The 17902-nt window shown below is 32.8% G+C and carries 20 protein-coding genes; 15 read left to right on the top strand and 5 right to left on the bottom strand.

Annotated features, from left to right (window positions below):
• Positions 1–117 precede the first annotated feature (117 nt).
• A complete protein-coding gene (locus ACXAFS_RS14325) occupies positions 118–612 on the top strand; it encodes an RNA polymerase sigma factor (RefSeq protein WP_475307804.1) in 495 nt (164 codons plus the stop codon).
• A 4-nt stretch (positions 613–616) separates the two neighbouring features.
• A complete protein-coding gene (locus ACXAFS_RS14320) occupies positions 617–1249 on the top strand; it encodes a hypothetical protein (RefSeq protein ID WP_475307803.1) in 633 nt (210 codons plus the stop codon).
• A 35-nt stretch (positions 1250–1284) separates the two neighbouring features.
• On the opposite strand, the gene ACXAFS_RS14315 is transcribed toward ACXAFS_RS14320, so the two are convergent.
• Together ACXAFS_RS14315 and ACXAFS_RS14310 are read right to left on the bottom strand one after the other, a co-directional pair.
• Entirely contained in the window at positions 1285–2085 is an 801-nt protein-coding gene (locus tag ACXAFS_RS14315; RefSeq protein WP_475307802.1) for a lysophospholipid acyltransferase family protein, read from the bottom strand.
• Between the two features lie 48 nt (positions 2086–2133).
• Positions 2134–2775, bottom strand: coding sequence for an NUDIX hydrolase (locus ACXAFS_RS14310; protein ID WP_475307800.1), 642 nt, complete (start codon positions 2773–2775; stop codon positions 2134–2136).
• Between the two features lie 2 nt (positions 2776–2777).
• Between ACXAFS_RS14310 and ACXAFS_RS14305 the strand changes: the two genes are divergently transcribed.
• From ACXAFS_RS14305 to ACXAFS_RS14285, 5 genes are all read left to right on the top strand, one after another.
• On the top strand, positions 2778–3485 hold the full coding sequence (locus tag ACXAFS_RS14305; RefSeq protein ID WP_475307799.1) for a peptidylprolyl isomerase: 708 nt from the start codon (positions 2778–2780) through the stop codon (positions 3483–3485).
• A gap of 62 nt (positions 3486–3547) precedes the next feature.
• Positions 3548–5692: a M3 family metallopeptidase gene (locus tag ACXAFS_RS14300; RefSeq protein ID WP_475307797.1), complete on the top strand. Its 2145-nt coding sequence runs from the start codon at positions 3548–3550 to the stop codon at positions 5690–5692.
• 164 nt (positions 5693–5856) lie between these two features.
• A complete protein-coding gene (locus tag ACXAFS_RS14295; RefSeq protein WP_475307796.1) occupies positions 5857–6552 on the top strand; it encodes a hypothetical protein in 696 nt (231 codons plus the stop codon).
• Positions 6553–6744: 192 nt separating this feature from the next.
• Positions 6745–7179 (top strand): hypothetical protein, encoded by a 435-nt coding sequence (locus ACXAFS_RS14290; RefSeq protein WP_475307795.1) that lies wholly within the window; start codon positions 6745–6747, stop codon positions 7177–7179.
• Between the two features lie 73 nt (positions 7180–7252).
• Positions 7253–7744 carry a VOC family protein gene (locus ACXAFS_RS14285; protein ID WP_475307793.1) on the top strand — a complete coding sequence of 164 codons (492 nt, stop codon included), beginning with the start codon at positions 7253–7255 and terminating at the stop codon, positions 7742–7744.
• Between the two features lie 5 nt (positions 7745–7749).
• Here the strand turns inward: ACXAFS_RS14285 and ACXAFS_RS14280 are convergent, their stop codons facing one another.
• Both ACXAFS_RS14280 and ACXAFS_RS14275 read right to left on the bottom strand, forming a co-directional pair.
• Entirely contained in the window at positions 7750–8370 is a 621-nt protein-coding gene (locus ACXAFS_RS14280) for a trimeric intracellular cation channel family protein (protein ID WP_475307792.1), read from the bottom strand.
• 184 nt (positions 8371–8554) lie between these two features.
• A complete protein-coding gene (locus tag ACXAFS_RS14275; RefSeq protein ID WP_475307790.1) occupies positions 8555–9298 on the bottom strand; it encodes an RDD family protein in 744 nt (247 codons plus the stop codon).
• 23 nt (positions 9299–9321) lie between these two features.
• Here ACXAFS_RS14275 and ACXAFS_RS14270 point away from each other — a divergent pair, with 23 nt between their 5' ends.
• The 7 genes from ACXAFS_RS14270 to ACXAFS_RS14240 all read left to right on the top strand — a co-directional run bounded on the left by ACXAFS_RS14270 (position 9322) and on the right by ACXAFS_RS14240 (position 16274).
• The gene (locus tag ACXAFS_RS14270) at positions 9322–10299 is read left to right on the top strand and encodes a stage II sporulation protein M (protein ID WP_475307789.1); all 978 of its coding nucleotides are present in this window, start codon (positions 9322–9324) and stop codon (positions 10297–10299) included.
• The gene (locus tag ACXAFS_RS14265) at positions 10286–11227 is read left to right on the top strand and encodes a hypothetical protein (RefSeq protein ID WP_475307788.1); all 942 of its coding nucleotides are present in this window, start codon (positions 10286–10288) and stop codon (positions 11225–11227) included. Before ACXAFS_RS14270 ends, ACXAFS_RS14265 begins: the two co-directional genes overlap by 14 nt.
• Positions 11220–11972: a DUF4129 domain-containing protein gene (locus ACXAFS_RS14260; protein ID WP_475307786.1), complete on the top strand. Its 753-nt coding sequence runs from the start codon at positions 11220–11222 to the stop codon at positions 11970–11972. The genes ACXAFS_RS14265 and ACXAFS_RS14260 overlap by 8 nt, the downstream gene beginning before the upstream one ends.
• A complete protein-coding gene (locus ACXAFS_RS14255; RefSeq protein ID WP_475307785.1) occupies positions 11972–13165 on the top strand; it encodes a DUF4350 domain-containing protein in 1194 nt (397 codons plus the stop codon). Before ACXAFS_RS14260 ends, ACXAFS_RS14255 begins: the two co-directional genes overlap by 1 nt.
• Positions 13166–13173: 8 nt before the next feature.
• The gene (locus ACXAFS_RS14250) at positions 13174–14238 is read left to right on the top strand and encodes an AAA family ATPase (RefSeq protein ID WP_475307783.1); all 1065 of its coding nucleotides are present in this window, start codon (positions 13174–13176) and stop codon (positions 14236–14238) included.
• Positions 14239–14311: 73 nt separating this feature from the next.
• Positions 14312–15592, top strand: a complete 1281-nt coding sequence (locus ACXAFS_RS14245; RefSeq protein ID WP_475307829.1) for a DUF58 domain-containing protein — start codon at positions 14312–14314, stop codon at positions 15590–15592.
• A 265-nt stretch (positions 15593–15857) separates the two neighbouring features.
• Positions 15858–16274, top strand: coding sequence for a DUF2141 domain-containing protein (locus ACXAFS_RS14240; RefSeq protein ID WP_475307781.1), 417 nt, complete (start codon positions 15858–15860; stop codon positions 16272–16274).
• An 87-nt stretch (positions 16275–16361) separates the two neighbouring features.
• Here ACXAFS_RS14240 and ACXAFS_RS14235 read toward each other — a convergent pair whose 3' ends face one another.
• Positions 16362–16841: a Dps family protein gene (locus ACXAFS_RS14235; protein WP_475307780.1), complete on the bottom strand. Its 480-nt coding sequence runs from the start codon at positions 16839–16841 to the stop codon at positions 16362–16364.
• Between the two features lie 106 nt (positions 16842–16947).
• On the opposite strand from ACXAFS_RS14235, the gene ACXAFS_RS14230 reads away from it, so the two are divergent.
• Entirely contained in the window at positions 16948–17886 is a 939-nt protein-coding gene (locus tag ACXAFS_RS14230; RefSeq protein ID WP_475307778.1) for a LysR substrate-binding domain-containing protein, read from the top strand.
• The last annotated feature ends 16 nt before the right edge of the window (positions 17887–17902 follow it).

Here is a 17902-nt window from a genome sequence, read left to right as displayed (position 1 = left end):
AGAGGTTGAATTACATATACAAAGATACAATTAAAGGTACGGAAAAGATACTTTTTTAATATTTGTGTAACATTAATTAAAGTAAAGCTACATATAGTTAACTAACCAAATAAATAATTGAACAAAGAACTAGAACATAGTTTTGTAGAGCAGTTGCAAAAGCATCAAAACATTGTACATAAGGTATGCCGTTTGTATACCAACAATCAAGATGCGCACAACGATTTGTTTCAGGAAATAACCATACAACTATGGAAAGCCTATCCTAAGTTTAGAGGTGATTCAAAATTTAGTACCTGGATGTATCGTGTGGGATTGAATACAGCCATTACCCTGTACAGAAAATCGAAACGAAGAATTAATACACAAGAGTTTGACAGTGTTCAATTTAAAATAAAAGCTGAGGAATACGATGATACCGAAGAGCAACAGTTAAAGTTGCTTTATAAAGCCGTACAACAGCTAAATGACATTGAAAAAGCCTTAGTTTTTCTATACCTAGAAGATAAAGATTACAGAGAGATAAGTGAAACTCTAGGTATCACAGAAGTAAATGCACGAGTGAAAATGAACCGTGTAAAAAAGAAATTAAAAACAATATTAAATCCGTAAACTTATGGATGAATTAGAATTATTAAAGAAGGATTGGAACAAAGGAACTGATGAGTTTAAAAACTATTCAGATTCTGACATTTATCCAATGTTGCACAAAAAATCATCATCTATTGTAAAAACCCTGTTTTACATTAGTGTTGCTGAGCTTGTGTTTTGGATACTTGTTAGTTATGTTCCTTATTTCTTTTCAGACAAAATGCGAGCAAAATTAGAAACCAGCTACGAAAACCCTCTTTTTACAGGATTAACAATATTAGGTTTTGCAGTTGTAGCATTATTTGTATACCTACTTTACAAATCGCATAAGTCCATATCTTCTACAGATAATGCTAAAAAATTAATGGAAAGTATTCTGAGAACAAGAAAAGTTATAAAGTACTACGTATTGTATAACCTTGTCATGATCTTTATTTCTATACCACTTTCCCTTTATTTTGAGTTCAATCAAAACTCAGATTTTCATGATCAGGTAGCGGCTTTTGACACAACTCAAATGTCTATTTTAGTAGGAATAACAATATTGATAACTGCTGTTTTCTTAGTTGTTATATGGTTGTTTTATAAGCTCATCTATGGTATTCTATTAAAACGTCTTAACAGAAACTACAAGGAGTTAAAAAAGCTAGAAGTTTAAGTTTAGATTATTAGAATTTTAGACGCTTTAGAAATCTACCAATCCCTAAGCTCTTTGTTTAAACGCTCTTTTTCCTCTAATTCTTCTTGCGGAACTACCTTTAAAAAAGAAGGATGCTGCTCAATAGCATATTCAATTTTTTCTACAATATCTGCAATAGATTCATTGTCATAATCTATCTCAAGAGGTTGTTTTATTTCAAAAGATTGATAGATATTCTTCTTCTTAATGCGTAATCCTTTTTTATCAAAAGAACGCCTAAACCCATCAATAACTATAGGCACAACTAAAGGTTTGTATGTTTTAATAATATGAGCTGTACCCTTTCTAATGGGTTTAAAAGGTGTTGTAGTCCCTTGCGGAAACGTAACTACCCAACCATCATCAAGCGCTTTTTTAATATTGGTGATATCGCTCATCTTTACTTGGCGATTTACATCTTGCCCTTTAGATCTCCATGTTCTTTCAATGCTTATGGAACCAGTATAGGCAAAAATCTTGGGTATGAGACCCGATTTCATGGTTTCCTTAGCAGCAACATAATACATATTGAGCTTAGGATTCCATAAGTAACCAACATTTTTAATACTATCTAATCGTCCGCTAAGACTTGCATTAAACACATGAAACATAGCAATAACGTCTGCAAAGTAAGTTTGGTGATTAGAAATAAATAGCACGTTAGTATCTGGTAAGTTTTTAATGATTTCAGAACCTTCAATCTGCAATTCGTTAAAACCTCTAAAACGTCTATGTGTTAAAAGTCCTAAGATTCTAATTAACCATTTTTTTACCCAAAGTATATGACCGAAAGGATTTTTTTTGAATAATCCCATTATAAAATTTCAATTTTAATGAATGACAAAAGTAACAAATATGACAACTTATAAAACTTGTTTTAACAAGTCTTTGATTTCACCCAACATCATTGCTGTTGCTCCCCAAACAATATGACCGTTTAATTTAAAAGCTGGCACGTCTACCCTAACATTAAAAGATGTTGGCACATTAGTGGTAATGACGTTACGCTCATCTAAAAATTCTTGTATGTGAATCTCAAGAATATCCTCTACCTCATCATCTTGTTTTATAAACTGAGGTGTAGAATCCAAAAGTCCCAAATAAGGATGTACCATAAAATTACTAGGTGGAATGTACAATGGAGAAATAGTCTTAATCACATTTACTTTATCCATTGGTACACCAACTTCTTCTTCTGTCTCTCGAAGTGCTGTTACCATTAAATTATCATCTCCTTCCTCATACTTACCACCAGGAAAACCAACCTGATTAGAATGTACTCCTTTGTATGTTTTTCTGAGGATTAACACCAAATTGGTCTCTGCTTTTTGATCTGGATAAAACAAAGCCATTACACCAGCAGTCTTAGCTGTTTTAGACTTTTCTTTCATGCGCTTTGCCAAATCCAATCGGTAAGGTGGAGACATTTTAGCATGCGATTGTTCGCCAAAAAGCTCTAGATGTTTTATTTTTACTACAGATTCAGAAAACGTATTAAAGTGCATTTATGAGATTTCTATTATTGTTTTTTACTATTCTTTTTTTATGGAACTGTGAAGATAAGCAAACTTCAAAAAATTCTAATACAACCACAGTAAAAGATACCTTAACTACCAAAGCGAAGTCAACACCAAAAAAGAAGGCAAAAAATGCATCAGAATTTCCAATTCTTACGGATGACAATGCCATGGAGTTCTTTTTAGAATACTCTAAAGAGCACAAAGAAGATAAAGTAAAACTCACAACAGATTTCGGAGATATTGTTATCAAATTATATGATAAAACTAAATTCCATCGTGCTAATTTCATTTACCTTACCAAGCGCAAGTACTTTGATAATACTCAATTTTACAGAGTCGTTAAAAATTTCATCATTCAAGGAGGAAGCAGCGACGGATTAGATTTATACAAAAAACGACGCAAAATCGGTAAATACCTATTACCACCAGACACCAAACGTGGCTATACACATCAACGAGGCTCAATCTCAATGCCAAGTAGCGAAATTGAAAACGCATACAAACTCGCATCGCCATTTCAGTTTTTTATTGTGGTAAACAGAGAAAAAGCAAAACATCTCGATGGTGATTACACAGTTTTTGGAGAAGTTATAAAAGGCATGGACGTGGTTGATAAAATTAATGCAGTAAAGACTGATGATGGTGACTGGCCAATAGATAACGTTTACATCAGGAAGGTAGAAATTATAGAATAATTAAGAATTCTACTGCACTATTTTCTTTATCTTGTTTCTCTAAAACTAATTTAACTAAAACAATGATTTCTAAAGTATTTAAAGCTACTGCTTTATGCAGTATTATTCTTTTTTCAAGTTGCGAAGAAGAACAAAAAACCGAAGACAAATCAATGACAGAAAATATCCTACTACAGGAATGGACAGGCCCTTACCAAGGTGTTCCAGCTTTTGACAAAATGAATGTTGCTGATGTAAAAGAAGCTGTTGAAAAAGGCATGGAATTACAATTAAAAGAAATTGATGCCATTGCCAATAATGATGAAGCTCCAACTTTTAAAAACACCATTGTTGCCATGGAAAGTGCTGGCAAAGCCTTAGATCGTGTGTTTACCTATTATGGCATTTTATCTAGTAATATGTCTTCACCAGAATTTAGAGAAGTTCAGGCAGAATTAGCTCCTAAACTTTCAGAATTTCGTTCTAAGATTTCTCAGAATGAAAAATTATTTCAACGTATAAAGGCTGTTTATGAAGAGTCGCAGAAAAACCCTCTTGAGCCACAAGAACAACGTGTTGTAGATTTAACATACAAACAATTTGAAATGAATGGTGCTAACCTTGATGCTGAAAAGAAAAAACGCTATGCCGAAATCAATAAAGAACTTTCAACATTATACACTAAGTTTTCTAACAATGTACTGCATGATGAAGAAAACTATGTTACGTATTTAACCAAAGATCAACTTGGTGGTTTGTCTGATGGTTTTATAAAATCGGCTGCTAAAATAGCTGCAGACAAAGGCAAAGAAGGCATGTATGCTATTACCAACACACGTTCTTCTATGGATCCTTTCCTTACCTACTCTACTGAGCGCGAATTGCGTAAACAGGTTTGGGAAAACTACTATTCTAGAGGAGATAATGGAGATGAGTATGATAACAACCAAATTATTGCTGAAATTTTAAAACTACGTAAAGAGCGTGTCGGACTTTTAGGTTACGATAATTATGCTGAATGGAGATTACAAGACCGAATGGCAAAAAATCCCGAAAACGCTATGGATTTAATGCTAAAAGTTTGGCCTGCCGCAACAGCAAGAGTAAAAGAAGAAGTTGCAGATATGCAAGCTGTTGCCAACGAGCTTGGCGATAACATAACGATAGAACCTTGGGATTACCGTTACTATGCCGAAAAAGTTCGTAAAAAGAAATACGATTTAGATAGCGATGAAGTAAAACAATACCTTCAGTTAGACAAATTAACCGAAGCTATGTTCTTTGTGGCTGGAGAAATTTTCAACTATAAATTTACACCAGTTGAAGAAGGCTCAGTTCCTGTGTTTCATGAGGATGTAAAGGTTTGGGAAGTTACAGATAAAGACTCTGGCAAACACATTGGGCTTTGGTATCTAGATCCTTATGCTCGCGAAGGCAAGCGTTCTGGAGCTTGGGCTACAACTTACAGAAGCTCTACTACTTTTGAAGGGCAAACCAATGTATTAGCATCTAACAACTCTAACTTTGTAAAGCCAGCACCTGGCGAAGCGGTTTTAGTGTCTTGGGATGATGCCACAACATTTTTCCATGAGTTTGGCCACGCCTTACACTTCTTTGCGGCAGATGTAAAGTATCCAACATTACAAGGAGGTGTTAGAGATTATACCGAGTTTCAATCGCAATTGTTAGAGCGCTGGTTATCTACAGACAAAGTTATTAATCAGTTTTTGGTACACCACGAAACAGGAAAACCGATTCCAGCTGAATTGGTAGAAAAAATCAAAAAAGCAGCAACGTTTAATCAAGGCTTTGGTACAACAGAATATTTAGCGTCTGCTTTAATTGATATGAAATTACACTTAGCAGACCCAACTAATATAGATATAGACCAATTTGAGCGTGAAGCCTTAGACGAGTTAGGTATGCCAAAAGAATTGCCAATGCGTCATAGAACACCACATTTTGGACACGTATTTTCTGGCGAAGGCTATGCCACAGCATACTATGGTTATATGTGGGCAGATGTGTTGACGAGTGATGCTTCTGAAGCTTTTAAAGAAGCACCAGATGGGTTTTACGACAAAGCTGTTGCTGACAAATTAGTAAAATACTTATTTGCACCACGCAACGCTATGGATCCTGCAGAAGCGTACCGACTATTTAGAGGACGAGATGCTAAGATTGAAGCATTAATGCGCGATAGAGGCTTTCCTGTTTCTAAGAATTAAGATGTTTTAAATCTATATTTGAAAGCCATCACAAATTGTGATGGCTTTTTATTTATAGCTATTGAGAAAAAGTACTATTATTTTTTTAAATTGTTGCTTATAAACATATAAGTTGGATATAGTTAATACTTATATCCAATTGTTAGCTGTAAGCTAAAAAAACAATGAACTTAGAATCAAAAATTGAAAATCTTATCAGTGAACATTACGATAAACTTCGTGAGATAGACAGATTCGTTTTTGGAACTACTTTGTCGTACGCATTTTTTCAAGACAAATATTCTGAACTTTTAGAACAATACAAAGAGAATGATAAAGGAATGAAATTATTTAATGATTTGAATTCAAAAATACCTGAATATGAGTCGGAAGTCTTTGTAACTGCTCTGATAAACTTTATTGCAAGAACAGAAGCTTTTTTAAATGATTTATTAGAAATACTATTCTTGTGGAAAAAGAAATCACTCATTTCGAATAAAAACTTGAGTTATAAAGAAATTATTGAAAGTGAAAATATAGATGACTTAATTAAGACAATTAGAGAAAAAGAAATTTTGGAATTTTCTCATTCTTCTTTCAAAGACAAAATTGCTTATTTCAAGACTAAATTTAATTTAACATTTCCGGATTTAGATAATAGTCTTGACCAGATAATTGAGATGTTTACAACAAGAAATATTATTCTGCATAATAACGGAATCGTTAATGAAACATATCTGAAAATAAACAAAAACAGTAATCTTGAATTAGGCTCAAAGAGAAATATTGACAAAGATTATTCTCATAATGTATATATATATTCAATGATTATAGCAAAGTCAATAGGTGGAAAAATAGAAAGTAAGATTAAAAATGAATAAAAGCCTACAGCTAACAATGGCTATAAGTAATTGCTCGTTCTCGCCTACTTCTGAAAATCCTCGCGGATTTTCAGTTTGGTGTGTACTTGCAAAGTTAAGTGCTAAACCACGCAACTACTCATAGCCGAGACCGTTTTGAGAAATTAGAAGAACATAGAAGCCAAAATGAAACAAACTTATAAACTTTTTCCTATGATATTATTATTCTCCTTTTTTGGTTTATTCGGACAAAATAAGAAAAATGAAAATCTGAATAAAACTGAACTAAAAAGTGGACAGATATGGAAATATAATACTCGAAAAGGAGAAGAAAAATCTAGAGTAGTGATTTTAAAAGTTGAAGATTATGGAATAAGAGGTGAAGTAGTTCACATTGCAGTTAACGGATTAAAAATTAAGAATAAACATATAGAGGGTGGAATTTCAAAAGAAATAGGACACTTACCATTTGATAAAGAATCTATTCTAAAAAGTTTGACTGAATTAGAGAACACTACAGATGAATTACCTGATTTTATGGATGGCTATCTTCAATGGAAAGAAGCATTTGACAGCGAAAAAGGCGGAGTATTTACAATAGAAATCAAGGATGCCGTTAATTTTGTTGAACAATCGATGAATAAATAACCAAATACAATAATGGCTATAAGTAATTGCTTGTTCTCGCCTAATTATAAATACTATCAATAATCACCAACCAATGCAAGACTATAAAATCCCAAACCAAACCAGAATAGGTCACGTACATTTAAAAGTCTCTAACCTACAACGCTCTTTAGACTTTTATTGTAATCTTCTTGGTTTTGAACTCACTATGAAGTATGGTGAGGATGCTGCTTTTATTTCGGCTGGTGGTTACCATCATCATATTGGTCTTAATACGTGGTATTCTAAAAATGCACCTAAAGCAGCAACAAAAAGTGTTGGTTTGTTTCACACAGCTATAGTCTATCCTACCAGAAAAGATTTAGCGCTTATTGTGGATAGGTTAAGGCAAAAAAACTATCCTATAACTGGCAGTGCAGATCATGGTGTATCCGAAGCTATATATTTAGACGATCCTGACGGAAATGGTGTAGAACTCTATTGGGACAGACCAAAAGAACTTTGGCCACAAAAACCTGATGGTAAATTAGACATGTACACAAGACCATTAAACACCAGAGATCTACTCTCTGAACTTGAAGATTAAATTTATTATTCCTCTATATCTTCTGGCTTATACAAACTCGGCAAACTCACCTTAAAACGTACAGCTATTAATCTTATAGCAATAACAACTAAGCCTGCTATGATAAAAAGGTAGTTTTCATCTTTTAGGAAAATGCGCATTAAAAAATAACTGAGTCCACCAACAATACAAGCAGTGGCATAGATTTCTTTTCTAAATATTACCGGAATTTCGTTACATAGAATATCTCTAGTAACACCACCAAAACAAGCGGTCATTGTACCAAGTGCAATACAAATTATTGGGTGCAATCCGGCTACTAAACCTGTTTCTATACCAACAACAGTATAGAGCCCAATGCCAATAGTATCAAACAAAAAGAGAGAACGTCGTAGATGTTTAAGGTAATTTCTAAATACTATAGCAAAAACGGTTGAGGCAATAATAACGTAAACAAAGGTCATGTTTCGCATCCAAGACACTGGCTCTACTCCTACCATAATGTCACGCAAGGTTCCGCCACCAACAGCTGTTACAAAGGCAATAATTAGCACACCAAACGGATCCATACGCTTATTCATAGCCACTAGTACACCAGAAATGGCAAAGGCTATGGTTCCTAATATGTCTAAAGTTTGAAAAAACATACACATTCCTGTGAAAACAGGAATCTTTTTAAAATTGGTTCAACTTATTACTTAAAACACCTATCAACATTAAATCTCTACAAACGAGACACTTCAATACTTCGACTACGCTCAGTGCCAAGCACAGTATAAGCGATTCGCACAAGATTTTCTTCGTTACCACTTGAAAATCCTGGCGCTCTGCTTACATGCTTTGCGTATAATAGTTATAGTCTTTTAAAATAGTATCTATAAACTGAATGTCGTTTTGATTGTATTCTTTGAGCTCAATAACTTCAATAATCTTTTGTCGTAACTTAATTAAAGTCTCATAATCTCGTGCTGCTTTAGCTCTTGTATAGGTCTCTTTAATGATACGTGCATCATTATCAGACAGCTTAATAACATTAGGGTACGTTGGCACATAATCATCTTCTAACTCTTCTAAAATGGTATGGCTAATGTTTACATTGTTCTTTAGCGTAATCACCGAAGTACCAGCTGTCATATCACCCAAACGTTGACTTTTTTTGCTGGTAGCAATAGTAATAAGAGCCACAATTCCAGAAGCCATATTTAAATCTATGATTCTAAAAAACCATCGCACTAAATAATCATAAATAGAAGCCTGATAACCGTCAATTTTTACCACTTTAATCTTCATGATGCGTTTGCCAATGGTTTGCCCATCTAAAAAAGTTTCAAAAATTAATGAGTAAAGAATTACAGGTAGATAAAAAATAAGAATTACAGCTATTATAGACCAAAAATCCATACCTTCTAGAAACTCATTAATGCCAAATAATTTAAACGCTATTTGATATATGACCACTCCATAGGCAAGCTTAATTATAAGATCTATAAGGTATGCCAAGATGCGTTCTCCCACACTTGCGGCAACAAAATTTATATTAACGTTTTGTGTGGTATTTATTTGTAACTCTACCATTAATTATGTTAATTTGGTTCTCTATGAGAGAAGTCGCATTTATCAAGCAAAATAAACAAAAATGGCTCAATTTCGAAAAGGCTATTTTTGGAAAGCAACTAAAAAATCCTGATGAACTTGCGTCGCTCTATATTCAGCTTGTAAACGATTTGTCTTATGCTCAAACCTATTATCCCAAAAGTAAGACAATTCTATATTTAAATAATCTTACTGCACGAGCATTTCAAAAAATTTATAAAACAAAGCGCGAAGACACTAACAGATTTGTGCATTTCTGGAAAACAGAAGTCCCACTCATTGTCTATGAGTACAGACGTTATATTTTATACGCCTTTATAATTTCCTTTAGCTTTATAGCAATTGGTGTGCTTTCTGCGGCTTATGACGATGCCTTTGTACGTTTAATTTTAGGTGATGCTTATGTTAACCAAACCTTAGAAAATATTGAAGCCGGTGATCCTGTTGCTATCTATAAAAGCGGAAGTAACTGGGGAAGTTTTATAGGTATTACGCTAAACAACCTCTATGTAGGCATACAAGCATTTTTATATGGTGTCTTTGCTGGCTTGGGTACAGTATATGTAATGCTTCAAAATTTTATTATGGTGGGCTCGTTTCAGTATTTCTTTTATCAGGAAGATGTACTTTGGGAGAGTGTTAGAGGCATTTGGATTCATGGTTCTATGGAAATTTTCGCTATTGTTATAGAAGGTGCTGCAGGTCTTATCCTTGGTGCCAGTATATTGTTTCCAAAAACATACTCAAGAATAATCTCTTTTAAAATGGGGGTGAAAAACGGAGTGAAGATTTTAATAAGCACATTTCCTTTCACCATTGCTGCTGGGTTCTTAGAAGGTTACGTAACGCGTTATTCTAACACAATGCCAAATTGGTTGAGTATTGGTATCATATTGAGCACATTAAGTCTTATATCATTTTACTATTTAATTTATCCTTTTATCGTTAACAACAAATTAAAAAAGGCACATGCAACTTTATAAATCGAGAAGTTTTGGAGAGTTTTTTCAAGATACTTTTTCCTTTTTAAGACAAAACGGAGGGCATCTCTACAAGAATTTTTTCATCATCAACGGCATATTTATCCTTATTCTTATGGTGGTAGGGTATTTCTTTAGTAAATTTTACATGGAAGTTGTTGTTGGCAGTATTGTTGACAATAATCCTAATGGTGTTGAAAATTACATTAACGAAAATGCTGAAATGTTTGTGTTGTTCTTTCTTCTGTTTATTACGGTTGGTTTAGTTTCTGCAATAATTTCGTATGCATTTGTTCCTATTTATTTGAAACTTTATGCAAAAAATGACGGTAAAAATTTTACTGCCTCAGATATTATTAATGAGTATAAAGCTAACATTGGTAATATATTTATCTATCTCATCTGTGCTATTTTAGTAGCTATACCATTAATGATTTTAGCTGGTCTGATTAGTTTTATTTTGGCAATTACCATGATTGGTATTATTCTACTTCCTGTGGTTATAGGTGCTGTAAGTTTGTATTACCAAGGTACATTAATGGAATATATAGAAAACAAAAAGAGCATTTGGGAAAGTTTTGGGTATTCCTGGACGGTAATGAGCTCTAAATTTTGGGCAGCAATTGGCTGTGTTGGCTTATTTTTTCTAATGGTATACGTTGTGCAAAACATCACAATACTAATACCATACTTTGTATTTATTGTAGATATGGTAACTGACATAAATACTGGCACAGCAGCAACCTCTCAAGAGATAAGTAAATCTGCTTCTGTTTTGATGATAATTATCTTCGTCCTATCATATTTAGTGGGTTTGGTTCTAAACCTCATCGTACAGGTTAATCAAGGTATTGTATTCTACAGCCTCAAAGAAGATATAGAAAATATTAATACTAAAAGTGATATAGACCTTATAGGATCTGGTGAGTAAGTTTAAGTTTTTATATATCATCTTTTTATGCTTCGGGATTTCGACGAGCACAAACGCTTTGGTTTCTACCGAAGTATTGAACAATGTAATACAGGATGAAATCTATGAAGATGTAGAACCCATTGAAAAGCGAAGCTACGAAGATTTAAAAGACAAATATTCTGGCAGTGACTATATCTATGAGCGTACTTCTAATAATGATGGCTGGTGGACACGTTTTAAGCAATGGTTATCTGATTTTTTCAAGAATCTATTTGATATTAATACCGATGCAAAAGCAGCAGATGTTACAGATATTGTACTAAAAATATTCTACGTCGTTATTTTTGTTTTAGTGGTATTCTTTATTGTGAAAGCCATTATAAACAAAGAAGGAAAATGGGTTTTTGGCAAATCTTCAGATAAAAGTATTATACCTATTACAGATGTTGAAAGTAATATTTACGAAGCGGATTTTAAGGCACTTATAGCTTCAGCAGAGAGTGAAAACAATTATCGATTAGCCATAAGGTATTATTATTTATATCTTTTGAAAAATCTTTCTCAGTCTGGTATTATAGAGTATGATGTAGAAAAGACTAATAGTGATTATCATTATGAAATTGCTTCAGAACAACTAAAAAAAGAATTCTCCTACACATCGTATTTGTACAATTACATTTGGTATGGTGAGTTTGATATCGATCAGGTTCAGTTTAAAAAAGCAAAAACAGCGTTTAATCAATTTTTAGATTCCGTAAACTAATGAACAGAACCCTAAAAATATATATCGCCATTTTAGTATTGCTTTTTATAGGCATTGTTGTCATAGAATTCTCTACTCCACAACCTGTTAACTGGCAAAAAACCTATAACGAAAAGCATAAAATTCCTTTCGGAACTTATATTTTTTATGAGGAATTAGAAGAATTATTTGAACAAAGTGACATAAAAGATATCAAAAAAACTCCCTACGAATATTTTAATGATTATTACGATTGGGAAGACTCTACATATTATGCCACAGGAACTTATATGCTTATTGACGAGCGTCCTGATCTTGATAATACATCAGCACAAGAGTTGTTAGATTTTGCGTCTTTTGGAAATGATATCTTTATTTCTGCTAATTATTTTCCAGATCGATTAAAAGACACTCTAGGATTTAAAACCGATAATAAATACACCTTTTCTGGTAAAGCTAATTTAACCTACACCAATCCTTCATTTGCAAACGATAGTATTATCATAGAAAAAGGATTAAGTAATATTTATTTTTCTAAAATAGATACAACTTACACAACCGTTTTAGGCTACCAGAAATTTGGTGATTCATCTTACACTAATTTCATCAAAACATCTTGGGGAAAGGGTTATTTTTATATTCACTTGCAACCAGCAGTATTTACCAATTATCAACTTCTAAAAAAGAACAACAAAAAATATGCAGCTGCTGCAATGTCTTATCTAGATGACGATACCATATTTTTTGACTCACGAAACAAATTAAGAGCTACTGAAAGCAGCTCACCGTTGCGCTTTATCCTTAGTCAACCTGCACTGCGTTGGGCTTGGTATATTGTATTAATAACAATACTTATTTTTATAATATTTAATGCAAAACGAAAGCAACGCATTGTTAACGTGATAAAACCTCTAAAAAATACAACTGTAGACTTTACCAAAACCATTGGTAACCTCTATTACGAAACCAAAGACCATAACAATCTTATAGAAAAGAAAATTACCTATTTTCTAGAATATATAAGACGTGTCTACTATTTAGACACCCAAATATTAGATGATAAGTTTGTAAAAAATCTGTCATTAAAATCTGGAAAAGATCAAAAAGACATCAAACAACTAGTAAACAAAATTGCTTACTTAAAGTCTAAATCTAACTGCACAGAAGACGATTTATTACAACTAAACAAAGCAATAGAAGATTTTTATAAATAAATGAGACTATGGAAGAACATTTAAATAACGAACTAAACGAAAATACCGAACAGAATAATTCTGAGGAACTAACAAATTCTACAGCAGAAACAAATGCTGAAGATATTAGCTTTAGTAATAGAATAGATCTTTCTGAACTTAAAGATGGTATTGTCTTAATTAAGACTGAAATAGAGAAAGTTATTGTTGGTCAGAAGGAAATGATTGATATGCTGATTGCTTCAATTTTAGCAAATGGTCATTCGCTTATAGAAGGTGTTCCTGGTGTAGCCAAAACCATCTCTGCTAAACTATTGGCAAAATCCTTGGATATAGATTTTAGTAGAATTCAGTTTACACCAGACTTAATGCCTAGCGATATTTTAGGAACTTCTGTATTTAACATGAAAACTTCAGAATTTGAATTTAAAGAAGGTCCTATTTTCTCTAACATGATTCTTATTGATGAGATTAACAGAGCACCAGCAAAAACACAAGCTGCGTTGTTTGAGGTAATGGAAGAACGTCAAATAACCATAGATGGCAATAAGTTTAAAATGGATTTACCGTTTATTGTTCTTGCTACCCAAAACCCTGTGGAACAAGAAGGTACATACCGTTTGCCAGAAGCACAGTTAGACCGTTTTCTTTTTAAAATAGATATCGATTACCCAAATCTAGATGAGGAAATTGAAATTTTAACCAGAGAACAAAACCTAAAAGGTGGTGTAAAAACAGATCAGATCACAGCGCATTTATCTAAAACACAGATTAATAAGTTTCAAAACCTTGTAGAACAAATCCTTATTGAATCGCACTTACTAAAATACATTGCAGATATTATTGTTAGCACACGTAGCAATCCATTTTTATACTTAGGTGCCTCGCCAAGAGCTTCTATTGCAATCTTAAGAGCTAGTAAAGCATTTGCTGCAATGAGCGGTAGAGATTTTGTAACACCAGAAGACATAAAGCGTGCTGCAATTCCTGTATTACAACATCGTGTTATTGTAACACCAGAACGCGAGATGGAAGGCATTACCACAAAACAAATTATAAAGCAGATTATTGAAGCTGTAGAAATTCCGAGATAAACAACAAAATAAGAACTAGGTGCTAAAACGACTTAAACCATTTTACTTACAGAACAGATTTTTTTATGCCTGCATAGGCATCATTATTCTGTTTGTATTTAGTTTTATTTTTCCTAGACTATTTAATATAGTTAAGATTTTTTTGTTACTTCTTGTAACGCTTACAGTATTGGATATCATAATACTATTTACTGCAAAAAATGGTGTAAAAGGTGAACGTATAGTGCCTGAAAAGTTTTCAAATGGAGATGAAAATCCTGTGAGATTAATCATTCAGAATTTCTACACGTTTAGTGTTTTCATCAATATAATAGATGAAATACCCGAACAGTTTCAGGCTAGAGACTTTAGCATTAGCAGAAAATTGAATGCCTCTAGCTCGTCAGAACTAGAATATAAACTAAGACCAACTGAACGAGGCGAATATCATTTTGGTAAACTCAATATCTATGTTACTTCAGTTTTTGGCCTTGTAGCCAGACGTTTTTGGTACAATGAAGCTGCAATGGTACCAACCTATCCTAGCTTTATACAATTGCGTAAATACGATTTGCTGGCTATAAGTAACAATCTGCATCAATATGGTATAAAGAAAATTAGAAAGATTGGTCATACCATGGAATTTGAGCAAATTAAAGACTATGTGCTTGGCGATGATTTAAGAACCATTAATTGGAAAGCTACCGCAAAGCGAAACCAATTAATGGTTAATCAATTTCAGGATGAAAAATCACAACCTATCTACTCTATTATCGATAAAGGCAGAGTGATGAAAATGCCTTTTGAAGGTCTATCGCTTTTAGATTATGCCATAAATGCTGCTCTGGTAATATCTAATGTTGCTTTAAAAAAACATGATAAAGCTGGCATTTTAGCTTTTTCTAAAAAGGTTGAAAACATTGTAGTTGCAGAGCGAAGAACGTCTCAAATGAATCTTATTTTAGAGACACTTTACAACGTTAGTACCGATTTTTTTGAAAGTGATTACAGCAGATTATACGCAGATGTAAAGCGAAACATTACACATCGAAGCTTAATGCTGCTCTATACTAATTTTGAAACTTTAGACAGTCTGCACAGACAACTACCCTATTTAAAAGGCATTGCAAAAAATCATCTTTTGGTGGTGATATTCTTTAAAAACACAGAATTAAATTCTTTAATATCAGAGCCAGCCGAAACGGTTCAGCAAGCCTACGACAAAGTTATTGCAGAAAAATTTGCTTTCGAAAAGCGATTGATTGTAAATGAACTTCAGAAATATGGTATTCAGTCTATTTTAACCGAACCTGAACATTTAACTATTGATACCATTAATAAGTATCTAGAAATTAAAGCAAGAGGACTTTTGTAGTGATTAGTGATTAGTGATTAGTGATTAGTGATTAGTGATTAGTGATTAGTGATTAGTGATTAGTGAAACTAAAAAATTGAGTAAACCAACAAACATCTCCACAAATAAACGCATAAACAGATAAACCTTTAAACACATAAACATTCAATAAAAACAATTCATCCTCATAAAATTACAGTTCGGTAATAACAATTATTCTATCTTTAAGTAATGTTAGATATTTGAGTCATCAATTAAAAAACATTAACCATAAATTTATTTCAAAATGAAAAATCTAATCTTAACACTCGCATTAGCCTTCAGTACTTTATTCAGTTTTGCGCAAGATGAAGGTATTACAATTACTGTAACCATTGACAATGTTACCAGTAACGAAGGTAAAGTATTAATGTCTTTGCATACGTCTGAAACTTTTATGAAAGGCAAAGGTATTAAGGATGCAGAAACTGCAATTGAAGATGGAAAAGTAACTATTACATTTAATAACGTATTACCTGGTGAATATGCCATCTTAGCATTACACGATGTAAATGACAACAAGCGAATGGACTTTCATGAAAACGGAATGCCAAAAGAATCTTTCGGAACGTCTAACAATGTTATGGCAATGGGACCACCACAATACGATGATGCCAAATTTACTGTTGCTGACGATGACTTAGAATTAAATATTAGATTTTAGAATAACATTTTATCATCAATCAAAAACAATCAATCAAAAAAAAAGACTGCTAAATAGCAGTCTTTTAATTTTTATAAAACTCAATTTTTATACTGTCTCACCCAACCAAGCTTTCATCATCCAAACAGTTTTCTCTTGTTCTGTGATAAAGTCGCTCATCATAGCTACAGTTCCTTCATCATTAGCATCACCTGCTGCTTCAAGAATGCTACGCTCTATTTTTAATAATTCTGTAAGAGAATCTACGATAAGGTTTACAGCTTTCTCATCTATAGATATGTTTTTACCAACTGGCACTTTAGCTGCTTTTGTGTAATCTTCAAACGTATGTAACGGTGTTTCCCCTAAAGTTAAAATACGCTCAGCAATTTCATCTACTTTAGTGTTAGCATCTGTATATAGCTCTTCAAACTTTTCGTGAAGATTAAAAAATGCTCTACCTTGAATGTTCCAATGTATACCTCTTAAATTTTGGTAATACAACTGAAAATTAGCCAACAAATGATTTAAATCTTTGGCTAAAGATTTCGTTTTTTTGGTGTCTAAACCTATACTATTTAATGTCATTTTTACTACGGTTTTAATGTTTATTCAAATTTACCATTAAACAAAACTATAATTACTATAGTTTTTATAAATAGTTTTTATATTTTTATAGTCTAAATAAATAGTTATGACCATTACACAACTTAAATATGCTCTAGCTATAGCAGAGCACAAGAATTTTACAAAAGCAGCAGAAAAATGCTTTGTTACACAACCTACACTTAGTACTCAGATTCAGAAACTTGAAGACGAATTAGACATCGTTATTTTTGATAGAGGTAAAAAACCTATCGAACTGACCGAAGTTGGTAGAAAAATAGTGTTTCAAGCCCGAAATATTGTTAATGAGGCAGAGCGCATTCAAGATATTGTAGATCAACAAAAGGGATTTATTGGTGGTGAATTTAGACTTGGTATCATACCAACTATTATGCCTACACTTTTACCAATGTTCCTTAAGAATTTTATTAAAAAGTATCCAAAGGTTAAATTAAAAATTGAGGAGCTAACAACCGAAGAAATTCTTACACGCATTAACGATGGCCACTTAGATGCTGCCATTGCCGCAACACCTTTAGAAAGCGATAATATAAAAGAACGCGTTTTATATTATGAGCCTTTTGTAGCTTACGTACCAGACAATCATAGACTACGCGACAAAAAGACCTTAGAAGTATCGGATTTAGATATTGAAGATATGCTATTACTAGAAGATGGTCATTGTTTTAGAGAAGGTGTTATAAATCTTTGTAAAACATTTAAAGATCAAATTGATGATAACTTTCAGTTAGAAAGTGGTAGTATAGAAACATTGATAAAATTATCTAACGAAGGGATGGGAATGACACTATTGCCTTATTTACACACCTTAGATTTAAAAGAAAAATTAAGCCCTAATCTAAGACATTTCTCAAAACCCTCACCAGCAAGAGAAGTAAGTATTATTTATCACAAAAGCGAGTTAAAAATGCAGATTATTGATGCCATGCATAGTGTAATCTCAGGAATTATACGCGGAGCCATTGCTTTTAGTGATGTAGAAATTGTTAGCCCTTTGTCTAAATAAAAAAAGCGACTCGTAA

The sequence above is a fragment of the Winogradskyella sp. ABM4_392 genome, from assembly GCF_056160445.1.
Note: the sequence above shows the minus strand (reverse complement) of the source record. Positions and strands in the feature narration are given on the sequence as shown.

Excerpts from the sequence above, each read along its gene's own strand:
- ACXAFS_RS14320 (WP_475307803.1), top strand. The coding sequence starts at position 617 with ATGGATGAATTAGAATTATTAAAGAAGGATTGGAACAAAGGAACTGAT.
- ACXAFS_RS14315 (WP_475307802.1), bottom strand. The coding sequence starts at position 2,085 with ATGGGATTATTCAAAAAAAATCCTTTCGGTCATATACTTTGGGTAAAA.
- ACXAFS_RS14310 (WP_475307800.1), bottom strand. The coding sequence starts at position 2,775 with ATGCACTTTAATACGTTTTCTGAATCTGTAGTAAAAATAAAACATCTA.
- ACXAFS_RS14305 (WP_475307799.1), top strand. The coding sequence starts at position 2,778 with ATGAGATTTCTATTATTGTTTTTTACTATTCTTTTTTTATGGAACTGT.
- ACXAFS_RS14300 (WP_475307797.1), top strand. The coding sequence starts at position 3,548 with ATGATTTCTAAAGTATTTAAAGCTACTGCTTTATGCAGTATTATTCTT.
- ACXAFS_RS14295 (WP_475307796.1), top strand. The coding sequence starts at position 5,857 with ATGAACTTAGAATCAAAAATTGAAAATCTTATCAGTGAACATTACGAT.
- ACXAFS_RS14290 (WP_475307795.1), top strand. The coding sequence starts at position 6,745 with ATGATATTATTATTCTCCTTTTTTGGTTTATTCGGACAAAATAAGAAA.
- ACXAFS_RS14285 (WP_475307793.1), top strand. The coding sequence starts at position 7,253 with ATGCAAGACTATAAAATCCCAAACCAAACCAGAATAGGTCACGTACAT.
- ACXAFS_RS14280 (WP_475307792.1), bottom strand. The coding sequence starts at position 8,370 with ATGTTTTTTCAAACTTTAGACATATTAGGAACCATAGCCTTTGCCATT.
- ACXAFS_RS14275 (WP_475307790.1), bottom strand. The coding sequence starts at position 9,298 with ATGGTAGAGTTACAAATAAATACCACACAAAACGTTAATATAAATTTT.
- ACXAFS_RS14270 (WP_475307789.1), top strand. The coding sequence starts at position 9,322 with ATGAGAGAAGTCGCATTTATCAAGCAAAATAAACAAAAATGGCTCAAT.
- ACXAFS_RS14265 (WP_475307788.1), top strand. The coding sequence starts at position 10,286 with ATGCAACTTTATAAATCGAGAAGTTTTGGAGAGTTTTTTCAAGATACT.
- ACXAFS_RS14255 (WP_475307785.1), top strand. The coding sequence starts at position 11,972 with ATGAACAGAACCCTAAAAATATATATCGCCATTTTAGTATTGCTTTTT.
- ACXAFS_RS14250 (WP_475307783.1), top strand. The coding sequence starts at position 13,174 with ATGGAAGAACATTTAAATAACGAACTAAACGAAAATACCGAACAGAAT.
- ACXAFS_RS14240 (WP_475307781.1), top strand. The coding sequence starts at position 15,858 with ATGAAAAATCTAATCTTAACACTCGCATTAGCCTTCAGTACTTTATTC.
- ACXAFS_RS14235 (WP_475307780.1), bottom strand. The coding sequence starts at position 16,841 with ATGACATTAAATAGTATAGGTTTAGACACCAAAAAAACGAAATCTTTA.
- ACXAFS_RS14230 (WP_475307778.1), top strand. The coding sequence starts at position 16,948 with ATGACCATTACACAACTTAAATATGCTCTAGCTATAGCAGAGCACAAG.